Source organism: uncultured Aquimarina sp. (assembly GCF_947496855.1).
Taxonomy (GTDB): Bacteria; Bacteroidota; Bacteroidia; order Flavobacteriales; family Flavobacteriaceae; genus Aquimarina.
In genome coordinates, this window is record NZ_CANMED010000008.1 from 84,929 (window position 1) to 101,986 (window position 17,058).

General features: G+C 32.8%; 12 protein-coding genes. 2 read left to right on the top strand and 10 right to left on the bottom strand.

What is annotated here, in order from left to right; translation table 11 throughout:
- Positions 1–2 precede the first annotated feature (2 nt).
- From Q0921_RS21945 to Q0921_RS21970, 6 genes are all read right to left on the bottom strand, one after another.
- The gene (locus Q0921_RS21945; protein ID WP_299260794.1) at positions 3–170 is read right to left on the bottom strand and encodes a DUF5908 family protein; all 168 of its coding nucleotides are present in this window, start codon (positions 168–170) and stop codon (positions 3–5) included.
- Positions 171–172: 2 nt separating this feature from the next.
- Positions 173–616, bottom strand: a complete 444-nt coding sequence (locus Q0921_RS21950) for a phage tail protein (protein ID WP_280929528.1) — start codon at positions 614–616, stop codon at positions 173–175.
- Complete coding sequence (locus Q0921_RS21955) at positions 616–1,062, bottom strand: phage tail protein (RefSeq protein ID WP_299260796.1); 447 nt, start codon at positions 1,060–1,062, stop codon at positions 616–618. The genes Q0921_RS21950 and Q0921_RS21955 overlap by 1 nt, the downstream gene beginning before the upstream one ends.
- 167 nt (positions 1,063–1,229) lie before the next feature.
- Positions 1,230–3,170 carry a phage tail sheath C-terminal domain-containing protein gene (locus Q0921_RS21960; protein WP_299260798.1) on the bottom strand — a complete coding sequence of 647 codons (1,941 nt, stop codon included), beginning with the start codon at positions 3,168–3,170 and terminating at the stop codon, positions 1,230–1,232.
- Between the two features lie 15 nt (positions 3,171–3,185).
- Entirely contained in the window at positions 3,186–4,196 is a 1,011-nt protein-coding gene (locus tag Q0921_RS21965; RefSeq protein ID WP_299260800.1) for a hypothetical protein, read from the bottom strand.
- A 1-nt stretch (position 4,197) separates the two neighbouring features.
- On the bottom strand, positions 4,198–4,788 hold the full coding sequence (locus Q0921_RS21970) for a DUF4255 domain-containing protein (protein WP_299260802.1): 591 nt from the start codon (positions 4,786–4,788) through the stop codon (positions 4,198–4,200).
- 445 nt (positions 4,789–5,233) lie between these two features.
- Between Q0921_RS21970 and Q0921_RS21975 the strand changes: the two genes are divergently transcribed.
- Positions 5,234–5,803, top strand: coding sequence for a hypothetical protein (locus Q0921_RS21975; RefSeq protein ID WP_299260804.1), 570 nt, complete (start codon positions 5,234–5,236; stop codon positions 5,801–5,803).
- 24 nt (positions 5,804–5,827) lie between these two features.
- Positions 5,828–6,178, top strand: coding sequence for a hypothetical protein (locus tag Q0921_RS21980; RefSeq protein WP_299260807.1), 351 nt, complete (start codon positions 5,828–5,830; stop codon positions 6,176–6,178).
- A gap of 252 nt (positions 6,179–6,430) precedes the next feature.
- Here Q0921_RS21980 and Q0921_RS21985 read toward each other — a convergent pair whose 3' ends face one another.
- The 4 genes from Q0921_RS21985 to Q0921_RS22000 form a co-directional block, all read right to left on the bottom strand.
- Entirely contained in the window at positions 6,431–9,310 is a 2,880-nt protein-coding gene (locus Q0921_RS21985; protein ID WP_299260809.1) for a pitrilysin family protein, read from the bottom strand.
- A gap of 280 nt (positions 9,311–9,590) precedes the next feature.
- The gene (locus Q0921_RS21990; RefSeq protein ID WP_299260811.1) at positions 9,591–13,361 is read right to left on the bottom strand and encodes a T9SS type A sorting domain-containing protein; all 3,771 of its coding nucleotides are present in this window, start codon (positions 13,359–13,361) and stop codon (positions 9,591–9,593) included.
- 146 nt (positions 13,362–13,507) lie between these two features.
- Positions 13,508–15,046, bottom strand: coding sequence for a YifB family Mg chelatase-like AAA ATPase (locus Q0921_RS21995; RefSeq protein WP_299260813.1), 1,539 nt, complete (start codon positions 15,044–15,046; stop codon positions 13,508–13,510).
- Between the two features lie 576 nt (positions 15,047–15,622).
- The gene (locus tag Q0921_RS22000; protein ID WP_299260816.1) at positions 15,623–16,954 is read right to left on the bottom strand and encodes an aspartate kinase; all 1,332 of its coding nucleotides are present in this window, start codon (positions 16,952–16,954) and stop codon (positions 15,623–15,625) included.
- Between the last annotated feature and the right edge of the window lie 104 nt (positions 16,955–17,058).

Here is a 17,058-nt window from a genome sequence, read left to right on the forward strand (position 1 = left end):
AACTATCGTTCAGTTTGTTTAGCAATGATCTCCATAACTTGTTCCACACACTCAGCAATGATCACATCCTTATTACTTTCAGATTTTTTAGAATCATTACTAACGGATTTACTTTTTTCATTATCAACATTAATTTTGATATGAAGCTCTTTGATCTCTATTGCACCCATTATTATGTTATGGTATTATAATAGTTGTATACTAATTCAATCGTTTCTATAACTACTTTGCTTTCTTCTGCATTAAAATCTGCTATTGACCATTTTATAGGATATGCATGCACAATGTTCCAAGATAGTAGTGGTTCGTGCTTTTCGTTAAGAAGTTTAACAATGAGATCTATAGGCTCAAAATCAAAATTCTCTACTGCTTTTTTACACCAATCCACTACTTCTGAATCGACTAATAAACCTCTCTTTAAAACAAGATTAGGATACTTCGTCCTTACTGGAATTTTATGCTTGAATCTATTTTCTCCACCTTCTGTAATTTCTTCAGTTTCAATATCAACAGTTAGTCCAGAGACGGATTGAAACTGATGATCTTTATCACCAGTAGACAAACCGGTAAACTCTACACTGAAGTGAAATCCAACTGGTGGATAATAGGTAGCCATTATGAAGCAAGTTTAAGACTGTTAATTACAAATTCTGCGGATTCTATTGCGATCTCGTTTCCATCGGCTTTTAAGTCAGTTGATTGGATTTTCAACAACCACGCATCTGCAGCTTCCCAGGTAACGATAGGTTCGTGTTTTTCATCTAGTAAACTGATCGTAAGATCACTTCTGTATTGTTCTTCGCCTTCTTGAAAGAATACATTCTTTTTCCACATATCGTAGAACTGACCTTTTGTTGAGGCAAAGGTTCCTCTCTTAATTGAAATATTAGCAAACTTGGTCATTCCAGGTTGCTTTTTCTTGAAATAATCATTGTCCGCTCCGCCTCTGTATTCAATTACTTCGGTTTCAAAATCTAAACCTGATACTTCGGTACAATTTAATTCGGTATCACCGCCAATTGTAACCTTAAAATGGAACTTTGGTAATGGATATTCTGCCATGATTTCTATGTTTTAAACTCCTCTGCCTTTCAGGCATCTCCCTAAAAAAGGGAGAAGTATTTTTTTTTAAGTTACTTGTTTGGCAAAAGAGAGATGTTATTATTAATGATTTACTTTATGGTTATTTTATTTACTAACTACTAATATCTAGCTACTAAAAATCTACTCTAAGCTTCCTGCATTTTATGAGAGAATTTTAGAATAATAAACTCCGCTGGTCTTACCACTGCCATTCCGATTTCAATAATCATATTACCATCAAGAATATCATTAGCTGTCATCGTCTCTCCTAAACCAACATTAACGTAAAATGCTTTATCAGGTGTTGGCCCGGCAAGTGCTCCTGCTCTCCATTGTAGTGTTAAGAAGTTATTAATCATTGCTTTTACACGAACCCAAGTATTCATATCATTTGGCTCAAAAACGAATTGCTCTGTTGCTTTCTTGATGGATTCTTCTGCCATATTAAAGAATCTTCTTACTGGAACATATCTCCATTCTTTATCATTACCTGCTAAAGTTCTTGCTCCCCAAACTAATGTTCCTTTTCCTGTAAAAGTTCTGATGGCATTTATTGATTTACCAGTTGTATGTACGTTTAGATCAAATTGATCTTCGTGAGATACCTGAACAGATGGTTTCGTTACATAATTAACACTCACATTAGCTGGTGCTTTCCATACTCCACGATCACTATCAACACGAGCGTACACTCCTGCCATTGCAGAACTTGGTGGTAGTTTTATAGGCAGCAAACCTATTTCTGCTTTGATTCTGTTATACAAAGCATTATCTGTTGGTTCCAGCGTATTTAATTTTACTGTTGTTGTTCCCCCACCAGAGGATGGTAAAGCAGCTATCAACGTAAACAATTCTCCTGAAGCAATTAAAGTATCTACTTTTGATTTCATTGAGTCCGCTGCTGCATCATCATTATGGACTCCTAAAACTCTTCGTAAAGACGGATCATTTGTCGTACTTGTTGAAATCTCATTTTGCACTGTAAGTTTAGAGTCGTCACTATTGAGTCTATCAATAGTTTTATTTAGATCCAACACTGTTTGCTCTAATTCATCCGTCATCCAAGTATCTAGCGCGTTAGCTTCTGTGTCAGCACTTCCGTCTGCTCTAGCTATGTCCAAACCGTTCTTTAATCCTGATTTTAGAGTTTGTATATAACTAATAATCTCATTTATTTTTGCTTGAATATTAGGAACTAATGCAATAGAAGCGGCATCATCTGCTGCGTTATTCACTTGTGTTTCTAAATCATCTAAGTCCAAAATATGGTCATCAATTTCTGTAGTATCGATTGCATCTGCAATATCCTGAACTTCTTGTTGAACATCCGCTGGACCTGCTGCGCTTTGGGTTACATCAATTTGACTTTCATCATATGAATAATCTAAGATTGTTTCTAAGAACGGATAGTATACAGCACCATACTTTAAATAATCTTTTTCAGAATTAATACCATCACGAACTGCAGCGTCTGGATTTACATCATTATTTAGATCGTTGTTATACTCTGCATCAGAGTAGGTATCGATAATTGTAAACCTATCTTGTAAATCTTTACATTGTGCTAAGGCATTCTTATAAAGGTTATAAAAATCCCCATCACTTAAAAGCGATGTTGCATCTGGAAACACCAATAAAGTTGGTTCATCTTCTTTTCTAATTAAATCCAATCCTATATTTAATTTAGAAAATTCTACAAGTGTAGCTGGAAATGAAAGATTAGCATCATACTGCCCTACAGATACTATATAGCAAGGACCCCCTCCATTTGCAAAATATATTTGCATAGCGTAGAACATCATAAACGGAGACTTATTCGCCGATGTTGGAGGCGTAGCTGATATCACTTCGTCTATTACTGAAACTGTGATATCAGTTTCTTTTTTTGCATTTCCAAAATAGGTTTCGTATTCCAATAAGGAAGTAATTCTTGTGGGAATATTGTCCAAATCTCCTTCGGCTTTTTTCATTGCTTTCTCTGTGTATCCTATAAAAGCCGGTATTGCTGTTTCTACTTGGGCTACCGAAGGAGGAAATTTTACAATCTCCTCGATATAGACCCCTGGTGTTTTGTACGTAGTTGCCATAATTTTAATTGTTTTTTAAATAAAAATTTCAGAATATGTTGTTGTTATATTTGTGTTTACGTCAGTAATTTGTTTTATAATGTTAACCGTAGGGTTAGGAAAAATGTATTTATCTATATCTGTGGGTAATGGACCAGAAAAATCGGCATCTGGATCAATTTCTATAAAACCATTTCTGGTTAAAGGTTTTACTGAAGAAGTTTCCAATTCGTTTTCATCCGATTTCTTAATATACTTCCAAATGGTTTTCCTGTTTTGGAAATGAAGTTTATATACTGGAGTGGGATCTAATAAGAAACTTTTAATATCATTAGGATCTGTACTATCTATCTCTAGGACGTCCATATTATCATCACCAACCATTTGTAGTTCTATGATTCCTAATAATCCTCTACCTTGTTCTTTTTGGATGTATTGATCTATAATTTTTTTTCCTTCGTCTGTAACCAGATCATCATTATCTAGTTCTGCAACAAGATCTAATCGTGTCGCTATTTCTGCTCTTATATTGTCTTGCTCCAAATCGAACCATAGCTGTCTTGTGCTTTCTTCTGTTAATAAAAAATCATCAGTAATGAGATCGTTTGAGGAACTTAGATGAATATATGAGTACGGATCTGCTTCAGTGGATGGTTGCCTATTAGAAAAATAATAAAGTCTATTATCAGTTTGTGTTAATTCAGTATAGTTATCAAATAAATGATCTTTTATGTATACCAAAAAGGTAAGTTTTAGATCATTTTCTAAAAACCTATGCGATTTAAATTTATTATTTTCTTCAATCACACTACCTAATATTCTGAAACTACCCAGCCCCTTTCTTAAAACTAACTTATGATTTCTTAAGGTTGCCTGAGTTGCGTATGTTGGGATCACATTGATATAATCTAAAAAATTGTAGTTTTTTAGTTGTTCTTTTTTATCATCATCATTCATAGATATATAAGGAGACAATCCGTCATCCAGGAAATAAGAATGTAATAGCTCTATCTCAAACAATGTTTTATATAGTGTTCTAAATGCCATTTTATTTATGATTTAGAGTTCCATTTATTTCGGTGATTAAACTTCCTTCCGATTGTGTAACATCTCTTTCGATTTCGAGAACACTTGCTTTATATATTACAGAAGGATACTGTTTACCTCCAAGTGTACCCCAGATAAAATTCATCTCTTCGAAGGATGGACTAAAGAGTTCTACTGTAAATCGAAAGCCTCTAATCTTATCCATTCCATCTACTTCTCTATCAAAACTGGTATTACTTTGTGTAAAAATTCTTTTTGACTGGAAAAACTCTATGATTTTTGATAAACTTTTTAGTGATTCTGTATAATCACTTCTATTAGCAGAAAACATTAGATATAGATTCAAATGAACCTTGTTATTTTTGTAGACAACTTTGGTTCCTTCTATTTGATGGTTGAGTATGTTTTTTAATGTAGCTTCCTCCTCTGTATGCAGTAATGATAGTACTACATTATTACTGGTGTTTGAATTTTCGTTAGTTTCTGATTCTATAAAGGCTATATTATCTAATGAAACCGGTTTTTCTTCGATTTCTATATTGAAGAAATTGTTGACCTCTTCCGTAATAATTTGTAATACCTCGAATATCATATTCTTTTAATTATGAATTAACTGTTTTCAAAAATCACTTTCTTCTGCATCAAGAGTTAAAAACAAAAAATGATGTACATTTTAAAATCCAAAGAAATAGGGCGGGTTTATACTAATAAGTGGGGTAAGTACTCTTAATCAATTAAAAAGGGAATTATAGGTTTGATTAAGATGATATAAAATTATGTTTTAGACAGATAAGTTAGCATAGCTAAAACACGGAATCTATAAAGGAAAATAACTTTTGAATAAAGGGTTAAATGTCCCTAAAAAATTACTGTTTTATTGTACTCTAATTAAGAAAGGAAAATTTAATGTTATAACCTATAGACCTAAGAATTTTCATTCCCTGAAAACAGTGAAGGTATTTTCACTATAAGAGGTGTACTCAAAATCTGTTTTATTCCGAATCTTTGTAAAGATTAAAACTAAAAGCACCTTTATTATGAAAAAGATACTCTTTACTCTATTGTCATTTTTAAATCTATTTTTCTTTACCAAAACTAACGCTCAGGAATTGGCACTCTTAACTAACAAAATTACAGATAGTACTTATTCAAATATTGGTAAACAGAAAAATATTCAGAATACATTCTACTATAACAATGGTTCAATTAAAGAAATAAGAGAGACAAAGGGTAACAAATTAAACGGATCATGGAAACTCTTTTACACTAACGGAAAATTAAAAAAGGAAGGAGCATTCAAAAATGATAAAACTCAGGGTCAGTGGAAAATTTATAATAAAAATGGAGCCTTAACCTTTATCGAAAATTATAATAATGGTGAGGAACATGGTAATTGGAAAGCTTTTTATTCTGATGGGAAGATAAAAATTGAAGGTACGTTTGTGGAAGGTAAACGACAAGGTCCATGGAAAATATACAATCAATTAGGAGCGTTAGAAAAAATTGTGACGTTTGAAAATGATATAGAAAAAAGTGAATTAATTTTAAATCACCAACCAATAGACCTAAACTTCTTTCCCGTTAGCCAATCTATTGGTAATTACTAGGAATTAAATAAACTTCACATAATCATGATAACAATTATTTTACTGATAATAGGCATCGCAATTATATTGTTGTATTATCAATCCTATTGGTCAAAAATTGAACGACATTATGAATGTATCAATTATGAAAATTATTCACTAATTAAAGAATCTCCTTTTTCTAAAGAGTGCAGCACTTATGAAATTTTACAGAAAGAAAACGAGATCTGGTTTAAAATAGATGGATATTCCTTGTTTTATATTCATTTAATGTCAAAAGAGTCAAGAAATGTTGAATTAATCGGATTGGATGGGTATGGGATTCGAAACATGGAATTTAAAAAATATGTTTGTAAACTGGTTCAAAAAATAAAAATAAAACATAATAGTAATTAAGTAGAGTTCTTATATGAATTAACCCTATAAAATTGTTTCTTTTAAATTCTTACCTCGTTAGAAAATTATTCAATAACTATATTTCGACTTAGATCAATAAAAGTCGTTATTCAGGAGTTTTCTTCCTCATCTGAAATTAAAATAACTCCATTTAGTTTTTTTATCATTTTCATATAAGATCAAGATAAATTAAAATAAGGGAGAAAATTAAATTTTCTCCCTTATTTTTTTAATATCAGAACGGTGTAATACTTACATCTTTACATCGGACAATTTCACTTCTTTAGCATCTTTGTCTAACATTAATACTTCATCAAAACCCGCATTCTTAAATTGCTCAAATTGAGTAGCTCCATCACCAATAACTAAATAAGCCATTTTGGACTCATCAAGATATTTGTTAGCTAATGCTTTATGTTGCTCAAGAGTCATTCCTTCGATAATTGTTTCTTCTTTAGCTATATAATTAGGGTCAAGATCATATCGACCCATTTCTTGTAACATCCCTAACAATGCTCCCTGAGTCTCAAATCTACGTGCGTTTGATTTGATCAAAGCATTTTTAGTAAATTCTAAGTCTTCTTCAGAAATTCCTCCTTTATATTTTTCTATCTCATCTTTAAAGATTTTCACAGATTCAAAAGTAGTATTCGTACGTACGCTAGAAGACGCAGTAAATGTTCCAGGAATCTTGCTACCACTAAATCCTGATCTGGCACCATATGTATATCCTTTTTCTTCTCTAAGAATTAGATTTACATTTCCAGAGAAAGATCCTCCTAATTTATAGTTCATAACAGTCGCAGGAAAATAATCCTCATCCGTACGAGCCATAGAGAGATAACCAATATTAATAACAGATTGCTTTGCATTAGGAATATCTACAAAATATAATGAAGATTTATCTCTATTGTTTACAATCTCATATTCCGGAATCGTTACTTCTTTACTTGCCCATTTACTTTCTAAATTTTTAAGAGCAGTAAGTGCCTTATCTTGATTTAAATCTCCTACAATCTGAAACTTACTCACAGAAGGAGAGAAATTGTTCGTATAAAATTGTTTTAAATCATCAATAGTGATCGATTCTACAGACGCAACTGTTCCGATTGTAGGATATGCAAACATATGTTTTTCACCATAAAGTACTTTATTATATACATTTCTAGCTACAACATTAGGGTTAGCGGCAGATCTTTTAATATCATTAATAGTTTTTGTCTTAATTCTACCAAACTCCTCTTCATCCCATCTTGGTTCCATAAGAATCTCTTCTACTAAATCAATAGTCTTCTCTAAATTACGAACTAAGGTGTTTCCACTAATCACTATAGCTTCTCTTGTCGTATACATATTAATGGAAGCTCCTAGTAATTCTATTTCTTCTTCTAATTGCTCAGGAGTTTTAGTAGCTGTTCCTTCCATCAAGATATCAGTCATAAGGTTAGCAACACCTACTTTATCAAAAGAGTCTAATAAATGTCCTCCTGATATTATCAAACTGAAATTTGCTAACGGAAGTTCATTTTGTTCAATACCATATACTTTCATACCATTAGCCAGTGTCGTATTCCAAGAAGATGGCACATTCAATTTAGGTGATTCTCCTTCTTTTGGAGCTACAGATCGATCAATAGCGGAAGGTGTTTTCTCTATTTCTTCTTGTACCTCAGCTACAGCAGTTTCTACATTTTCCTTGATTTCTTCCTCTACCACAGCTGCTTTCACAGAATCATTTGCTGCCAAATCAGTCTTTCCTTTAGGCACAAAACTAGTGATTATATAAGGCTTATCCTTGATGTATGTATTATAAACTCTAACTACATCTTCCTTAGTAACCGCTTTAATATTTTCTATATCTTTAGTTATAAATCCAGGATCTCCTGCAAAAACGTTATACTGAGCTAATTGAAACGATTTTCCTAACACACTACTGATTCCATTGTAGAATTGCGTTTCTAGACCTGCTTTAATACGCTCAATATCTGTTTCAGTGATTCCTTCTTCTTCAAATTTCTTAAATGCTTCAAAAACCCCAGCTTCGATATCAGCTAGGCTTTTTCCTTCATTAGCTGTAATATTAACTCTAAATTTTCCTGCAATTTCCATAGAGCGATTCCAAGCATTCGTATCAGAAGTTAATTCTTTCTCTTTTACTAATACTTTATATAAAGGTGCTTTCTTTCCTTCTGCCAATAATTCTCCTAAAAAGTCTAGTGCATATGCATCCTTAGTATATTGTTCTACGGTTGGCCAAACCATATTAAGCTGTGCAGTAGTAGCAAAATTATCTTCGTGCATAAACCTTTTCGTTTCTGATAAGGTCACATTCTGAACTTTAAGTTTTTCTACAGTTTGTCTTTTTTTGATCTCGCCAAAATACTTTTCGATCATTGCTTTAGCATCTGCAGTTTCAAAATCTCCTGCAAGTACTAAAGTTGCATTGTTTGGGCCATAATACTTATCATAAAATTCTTTTACATCTTCTACCGTTGCATTCTGAAGGTCTACTAACTCACCAATTACCTGCCAGTTATATGGATGTCCTTCTGGGAAAATATTTTTGTCGATGACCCAACTGGTATGTCCATAAGGGTTGTTGTCTACACGTTGTCTTTTTTCATTCTGAACCACTTCTTGCTGATTCTTAAAAGCACCTTCCGTAACAGTATTGATTAAGAATCCCATTCTATCAGATTCTAACCACATAACTGTTTCCATTGCATTTTTAGGAACTACTTCATAGTATATAGTTCCATCCTGCCAAGTTCCTCCATTAAGAGTTCCTCCAACATCCTGAATTATTTTAAAGAATTGATCCTGAGGTACATTCTCTGATTCTTGGAACAACATATGTTCAAATAAATGAGCAAATCCAGTTCTTCCAGTTTTTTCGCGGTTAGATCCAACTCCATACTGAATAGCTAAAGAAACAATAGGATCTGATTTATCCTGATGTAAAACTACCTGAAGACCGTTTTCTAATTCATACTTTTCGAAATCGATGGATAACTTACCAACTTCTTTAGTTTCTGATTGTGCTTGTACTTCTGTTTCTTTCTTACAAGAAACGATTGTGAAAAATAAAAAGGATATTCCTACAAGTAGCATCCTAGATATCTGATTTTTCATAGTTTAGTTTTTTGATTATGGGATAAAAGTAATTGAACAAGATGAGTATACATGTTGACGGATTATTAAAAAAAAGTTAAAAAGACTGTTTTTTATTCAATAAACTTTCTATATCCGTCAAAATTTTAAGGTTTACCCCAACCAACCATAACGATCCAAACTACGATACATTCTGAAGTTGAAAAACAGAAAAAGCTCTCTTGATTCTATTTTGGAAAAATTCAGAACCTAGAGAGCTTTTTAAAATTTAATTCAAGAAAAGTAAATAAAATTTATATAATTATTCCTTAACCATTTTTTTAACTAATCTTTTTTGATCATTTTCTATAATAATGAAATATGCACCAGAGGTTAAAAATGAAGTGTTCAACTCAACTTGCTTTGAAGTTATTCTCTGAATATCAACTGGGTTGTTTAATTTTCTTCCTCTAATATCAAAAACTGTTATAGTTGGATTAAGAAAATCCACTGTATTATCTATATATAATTTGTTTTTGGTTGGATTAGGGTAAACTCTAATCGTATCAAAATCAAAATCATCAACACTAAGAGTAGTGGACTTAACATCTAAAACAAAACTAATGACTTGAGGAGCAGCTCCACAATTGGTGCCAAAAATAACTTCTACGGTCCAATCTCCATCTTCATCTCCATTAAGTTCAATATTATTAAAACTAATGCTATCGGTATTATACGTCTGACCTCCGGGAGCAGTCCATACTACTGAAGCATTAAACGGAGAAGCGGGTATTGTTAATTCAATATCTAAATCTTGTATAACTTCTATAGTTTCTCCATCACTAAAAGATACCGCTGAACCACCATCAATACTGTATTCAGTATCTCCATCTGATAAGTCTGGATTATCTGTAGCAAGATTAACATTAATTGGTGTTCTTATTGATTCGCATCGCCCCCCTTTAGAAGTAAAATTCCAATCGTAAAAAAAATAATAGAAATCAAAAGCGTTTACGGTATTACCAATAATTGAAACTACATTAGAAGGTGATGTATACGGATAACTAACTCCATTACCAGATGGTGTTCTTCTTATAGATACAAGGTCACTAGATACTGATATTATATTATTATTTCCTTTAGGAACATTAAGATTAACTGTTACCAGTGATTCTCCCAAAGGAATATTTACTGTTGTTGAAGCTACAATATTACCTGCGCTATCAGCAACCTGTATTGTTCTATCTCCTGCGGACATGGCAGACATCATAAAAGATTCTATAACAATATCATCATTGGTATTAAAAATCATTCCTTGAGAAAAATCATAGTCGGTAGCAGTACTCACATCAGGTGAAGAAGTTTGCTCCGAAACTATAACAGCCGAAACTCCAGAAACATAATATGTCGTAGCTGCTATTATAGCTGGGGTTATATAAGATTCTCCTGTTGCTATTTCTGTCCCTCCAGTAGCCGCAGTATACCATTTATAATCTGCACTTCCCGAAGCTTTTAGATTTGCTGAATCATTTGCACAAACATCTATGTCTGAAACCATAGGTAGTAAAGCCTCTTCTATATCCAAAGAAAAAGAGTAATCTATAGCTCCACAAGTACTTGCTGCATTAATTGTAACTAGATACTCTCCGCTCTCATTCAATGATAAGTCATTGATAGTTATTGATGAATCAGTACTCGAAAAATCACTAGGTCCAGACCAACTGAACGTAGGACTATCTCCTGTTTGGACATCTAATTGGAATGTAATCGATTGTCCTGTACATAAACTTATTAAGGATCCTTCTTCAATTGTCCCATTATCTACTGAAAACTGTTGTTTTGCAGTAATTGTAAGACAACTAGGAAGTGAAGATCTCCAAATACCTCTTCCGTAGGTTGCTGCAGTAATAGAATTATCAGAAACACTTATTTCTAAATCATTTACAATAGTAGTTGGTAAATTATTGAAAAACGGAGTCCAAGAACCGTCAGTCACACTTCTATATACGCCAATACTTGTAGCTACATATATTGGATCTTGTGCTTGCCCTGCATGATGAACAATATCATTTAAAAAGAAATAATTATCAGTAACTGGTAGATTAGAAGAAATATTATTAAATGTGACACCTCCATCAATAGACTTTTGAACAGAAGATGATGTTGTAACCCATACAATATTTGGATCCGTATTGTGTATTGCTATTCCTCTTATATTACCCCCGAAAGTAAAAACGTCAGTGACTGTAGTTCCCGAATCATTAGTTTTTTTAAGTATACTCCCAACTGCAATATACATTAAAGTATTATCTGATGGAGCTATTTCTATTTGATTCGCAGGGTTACCCAAATTTGCTAATTCTATCCATCCAGTTTCAAATGCATTTAAACGATATAAATTATTATAACCTGCATATAATTCTCCATTAGTATCTATTGCTAAAGGTGTTATCCAATTTCCATTAGAACCAAGTGGTTGATCTACGCTTCCAGAACCGCTACTTCCAGCTGTAATAGATTTGTACAAACCTCCTCCATTTTGGATAAATCCAAAATATTTATCATCATTCGTAGGGTCAATTGCAGTATCCATACCATCTGCGCCGTAATAATTCATCCAATTACCATTCCCATTATCATATGCATGACCTCCATTATCTTGTAATCCTCCAACCATCTTATTTGGATCGTTAGGAGAAACAGCTACTTTATAAAACTGACTTGCCTGAATTCCTGCCGTATGGTCAGTAAAATTAATACCTCCATCAGTAGATGAATAAATACCTCCATCAGAACATACAAAAATAACACCTCCAAAAGACCTAATCATATGTATATCGGCATGTGTATATGATGGTCCTTGAGGAACATTCCAATTATTTACTTTACTAAATGCAGTGCCTCCATTATCCGACTTCCATACATTAAGACAACCAACAAATACTTCTTCTGCATTAGTTTGAGAAACACCCAAAGCCAGATCATAAAAAGCCTGTCGGCTCTCTATAACGTCTGTAAAAACATTTTTTACTGTAAAAGAATCTCCACTATCTTCAGAACGATATACACCTTTAAAAGATTCATCGGTATTAACACTTAATAAATATACAAATTCATTGTTTGCTGGTGTTACATCTATTACTATTCTGCCATTTTCTATAGGAACTCCATTAGTGATCATTGTAAATGTATCTCCTCCATTAATTGATTTATAAAATTCATTTGGAGTCACAGCGTACATAACATCGGGATTACCTGGTTTTAGTTTAACATCTTTAATATTACCTGGTAGCGTCACATTCCAAGTTGCTCCTGCATCTATTGATTTATACATTCCCAAATTAGTAGCCACCCAGAGAATATTAGAATTAGCTGGATGCATATACAATTCATTCATTGAAGATGGAGTATTATTAGGATCTAATCCTGTCGGATTCCAAGTTTGTCCTCCATCTATTGATTTAAAAACTCCTGCACTTTGAGTATCATTTCCATCATCATCACCTGTAGCAATATAAATAATGTCCGAATTTGAATAATCAACAGCTATACCTGAAACGCCTATCTGAGGTAGGTTATCTGTTAAAGGAGCCCAAGTACTTCCCGCATCAACTGACTTCCATAGACCTCCAGCCGGAGTACCCACATACCAAGTACTTGTATCGTTAGGATCTACAACAATCGCATTAATTCTTGCCTGACCAGAAGACCAAGAACCTGTGTTTGTATGAGTAAAAGGACCTATTGCTTCCCAATTACTTAGATCTGTAGAGACCAATTTATTTTGTGTTTCATTTTTATGCTCCCAGGCAATCCATTTATCCTTAGATGTTGGAAGATAACCTTCACCATCAACAACATCTTCCCAAATATACTCCCATCTCTTAAATGGTTTATATCCACTACCCTTTACACTTGGATCACGAGTTTCCCAATATGTATTAAAAGCTTGTTGAATTTCTTGAAAAGTTGGTTTAAATTCCCCACCATTCTTACTTTGTTTAAGACTTTGCATCCATGGGGCATCCTGATTGTATTGTGCGTTAGTTATTCCACAGAAAAATAGCACAAAAAAGAGATAAAAATACTTCATAGTTTATTTAAAAGGTTAATAAATAATTAAATGACTGACTCATTCACTTTGATAAAAAAGTCTTCTTCTTTAGTAATAACAAGTTAAGCTAAAATTACCCTAATCTTATTATTGGAAAATATTTTATACTTTCATTAACTAAGATTTTACCCCAACCAACCATCGCGATCCAAACTACGATATTGTATCGCTTCGGAAATATGATCTCCTTTAATCGATTCTGCCCCTTCGAGATCAGCAATGGTTCTGGAAACTTTTAGAATTCTGTCATAGGCTCTGGCAGAAAGATTTAATCTTTCCATAGCTGTTTTCAATAACTCTTTGGAAGCGTCATCCAGTGCGCAATATTTTCGGATTTGCTTAACTCCCATCTGAGCGTTATAATGAATTTTTTGAGATTCAGAAAATCGAGTTGTTTGAATATCTCTTGCGGTAGTTACCCTTTTTCTAATATCCACACTACTCTCTCCTCTTCTTTCTTCACTTAATTTATCAAAAGGTACGGGAGTCACTTCGATGTGAATATCAATACGATCTAACAAAGGCCCAGAGATCTTACTAAGATATCGTTGCATCTCTGCCGGAGATGAGGTTACCGGTGCATCCGGATCATTAAAATATCCTCCTGGACTAGGATTCATACTCGCTACTAACATAAAACTTGATGGATAGGTAACCGTAAATTTTGCTCTAGATATCGTTACCTCTCGATCCTCTAATGGTTGTCGCATTACTTCCAGTACTTCTCTTTTAAATTCCGGGAGTTCATCCAAAAACAAAACTCCATTATGAGATAATGAGATTTCTCCAGGTTGGGGATAACTACCCCCACCAACTAGTGCAACATTAGAAATTGTATGATGTGGACTACGAAATGGCCTTTGAGCCATTAATCCTACATTATCTTTTATTCTGCCTACTACACTATGAATTTTGGTAGTTTCTAATGCTTCTTGTAGCGACATTGGTGGCAAAATACTAGGCAACCGTTTACTGAGCATGGTTTTACCACTTCCTGGAGGTCCTACTAAAATGATATTATGCCCTCCCGCCGCAGCAATCTCCATACACCTTTTTATACTTTCTTGTCCTTTTACATCTGCAAAATCAAACTCTGGATTATCCAATTCTTTAAAAAACTCTTCTCTAGTATCCACAATCGTTTGTTCCAATGTTCCTTTTCCATCAAAAAAGTCAATCACTTCTTTGATGTTTTCCACACCATATACTTGAAGATTATCGACTATTGCTGCTTCTTTAGCATTTTGTTTAGGTAAAATAAAACCTTTATACCCTTCTTCTCTTGCTTTAATAGCAATTGGCAATGCTCCTTTTATTGGTTGAAGACCTCCATCCAAAGAAAGTTCACCCATAATTAAGTAATCAGAAATCCTTTCTCCTTTGATCTGTGAGCTGGCTGCAAGAATCCCTAGGGCTAGTGTTAAGTCATATGCAGATCCTTCTTTTCTAAGATCTGCAGGAGCCATATTAATTGTGATTTTCTTTCCGGGAAGTTTATAGCCGTTATTCTGTAATGCTGCTGCAATCCGGAAACTACTTTCTTTAATCGCATTGTCTGGTAAACCAACCAGGTGATACCCTATCCCTTTATCTATATTAACTTCTACTGTAATTGTTGTCGCCTCAACACCAAAAACTGCACTTCCAAAGACTTTAATAAGCATATTCTCTATTTTGATTAAAGCTGTAGTACTATATTTCTTATGTGTAATACTACTATCATTAATACGTGTTTGTTATTGAGTACATGTTACCTCGAAATAGATAGTTTTTTTAAATAAATTTCAAAAACTCTAAAAAATGACATTACTACTTCATTGTATTAATAGTATGGAATGGATATAAACCTATAAATAATAGATTATTATAAATAGCTACGTGAGATTAGAAACAAAAAACTGAAAGAAAGAAAGAAAGAAAGAAAGTGATTTCCATAAGGAAATTTTCTCTTTAGTATCATTAATAAAATTTATTGAAATACAAAAAGCTTAATAAAAGTAACCGCAACGATTGAGTAAAAAACAAATAAAACAATTTCTAAGCGATATTTTTCTACAATTCTCTTTAACATTATAATAGGTTTACGTTTCTAGTTTCTATGTATAAAACAGTTAATTAAAGAGATACCCTATATTTCTTAAAAAAAATAATTTTAATTAATTTAAAATTATTGTCAGCTATAGAAGTACGTATTGCTTTAGTACTCTAACTTTTACTCATCATTTTACATAACAAACAATTTAGAGAATAACTTCTGGATGCGTAAGAAACAATTTCTCATTTAAAAACCTAAGGGTTGGTATTTTATCTTTAGTCTCTACAAGAATAGAAATATTATTATTACTTCCTCCATAAGAAATCATTCTAACCGGTATATAATTTAGTACTTCAAAAAGTTTATGTGAGTTTTTATCATTAATAACGGATTCACCTACAACACATATGATACTATGATTTTGCTCTACCGTTACTTCTGCATATCCTTCTATTTCCTTTACAATATCATCAATATAAGTAGTATCATCTATTGTTAAAGAAATAGCAATCTCTGAGGTAGTTATCATATCAATTGAAGTATGGTAATTATCAAATACTTCAAAAATTCTTCTAAGATACCCATGTGCCATCAACATCCTATTTGATTTAATCTTAATAGCAGTAATATCATCTTTTGCGGATATTGCTTTTAAACCTTTTCTATATGTTTTATTTGAAATAATAGTCCCAGAAGCTTCTGGATCAAATGTATTTTTTAATAACACAGGAATATCCATATCAACAACAGGCGATACCGTCTGCGGATGTAAAATTTTTGCTCCAAAATAAGCTAATTCCGCTGCCTCATTATAAGTTAGGTGAGATATAGGATTTGTTCCTTCAACATATCTAGGATCGTTATTATGTAATCCATCAATATCCGTCCAAATCTGTATCTCATGCGCATTTAATGCTGCTCCAATTATAGTAGCCGTATAATCGCTTCCTCCTCTTTTTAATGTGCTTAATTGATTCAAATGATCCTTACAAACAAATCCTTGAGTAATATATATTTCAGAGGGATTAGCTTCTAAAATTTTATTAAGTTTATTAGAAACTTTCTGAATATTAGGATTATCTGTATTATCTACATTCATAAACTCCTTAGCACTAATCAACTTGTTAGCAACTCCAGTAGCATTTAAAAAATTTGAAAAAATATAAGTTAGTAATGTTTCTCCGAAAGTTAGTACCGTGGCGTTTAAAACTTCGGAATACCCTTGATTTGACACTTCTAACATATCAGTTATCATTGAAGATACTCCATCTTTAAGGTTATTTCTTAATTCAGTATCTTCAATCAATTCATCGATAACGTCTATGTGCTTATTTTCTAATTTATGTAGGTTTCTGGTAATTGCTTCTGCATCTTTTAACTTTATGTAAGCCACCAAATTTACCAATTGATCTGTCACTCCAGACATTGCAGAACACACCACAATCTTTTGGTCTTGATCACTGATAAGAATATCTTTTACTCTATGTAGATTAACTACAGATCCAACAGACGTTCCTCCAAACTTTAAAATCTTCATCGCATTATCTTTTTAACAGTACATAATTAGACAATAGTGTATAAAGAATAAATATTTTCATGAAAAAAACATATATTTACACAATATGTTAAATATCTAACAAA

Coding starts and splice junctions, on each gene's coding strand:
- Q0921_RS21975 (WP_299260804.1), top strand. CDS start 5,234: ATGAAAAAGATACTCTTTACTCTATTGTCATTTTTAAATCTATTTTTC.
- Q0921_RS21980 (WP_299260807.1), top strand. CDS start 5,828: ATGATAACAATTATTTTACTGATAATAGGCATCGCAATTATATTGTTG.
- Q0921_RS21945 (WP_299260794.1), bottom strand. CDS start 170: ATGGGTGCAATAGAGATCAAAGAGCTTCATATCAAAATTAATGTTGAT.
- Q0921_RS21985 (WP_299260809.1), bottom strand. CDS start 9,310: ATGAAAAATCAGATATCTAGGATGCTACTTGTAGGAATATCCTTTTTA.
- Q0921_RS21990 (WP_299260811.1), bottom strand. CDS start 13,361: ATGAAGTATTTTTATCTCTTTTTTGTGCTATTTTTCTGTGGAATAACT.
- Q0921_RS22000 (WP_299260816.1), bottom strand. CDS start 16,954: ATGAAGATTTTAAAGTTTGGAGGAACGTCTGTTGGATCTGTAGTTAAT.
- Q0921_RS21955 (WP_299260796.1), bottom strand. CDS start 1,062: ATGGCAGAATATCCATTACCAAAGTTCCATTTTAAGGTTACAATTGGC.
- Q0921_RS21995 (WP_299260813.1), bottom strand. CDS start 15,046: ATGCTTATTAAAGTCTTTGGAAGTGCAGTTTTTGGTGTTGAGGCGACA.
- Q0921_RS21965 (WP_299260800.1), bottom strand. CDS start 4,196: ATGGCATTTAGAACACTATATAAAACATTGTTTGAGATAGAGCTATTA.
- Q0921_RS21970 (WP_299260802.1), bottom strand. CDS start 4,788: ATGATATTCGAGGTATTACAAATTATTACGGAAGAGGTCAACAATTTC.
- Q0921_RS21950 (WP_280929528.1), bottom strand. CDS start 616: ATGGCTACCTATTATCCACCAGTTGGATTTCACTTCAGTGTAGAGTTT.
- Q0921_RS21960 (WP_299260798.1), bottom strand. CDS start 3,170: ATGGCAACTACGTACAAAACACCAGGGGTCTATATCGAGGAGATTGTA.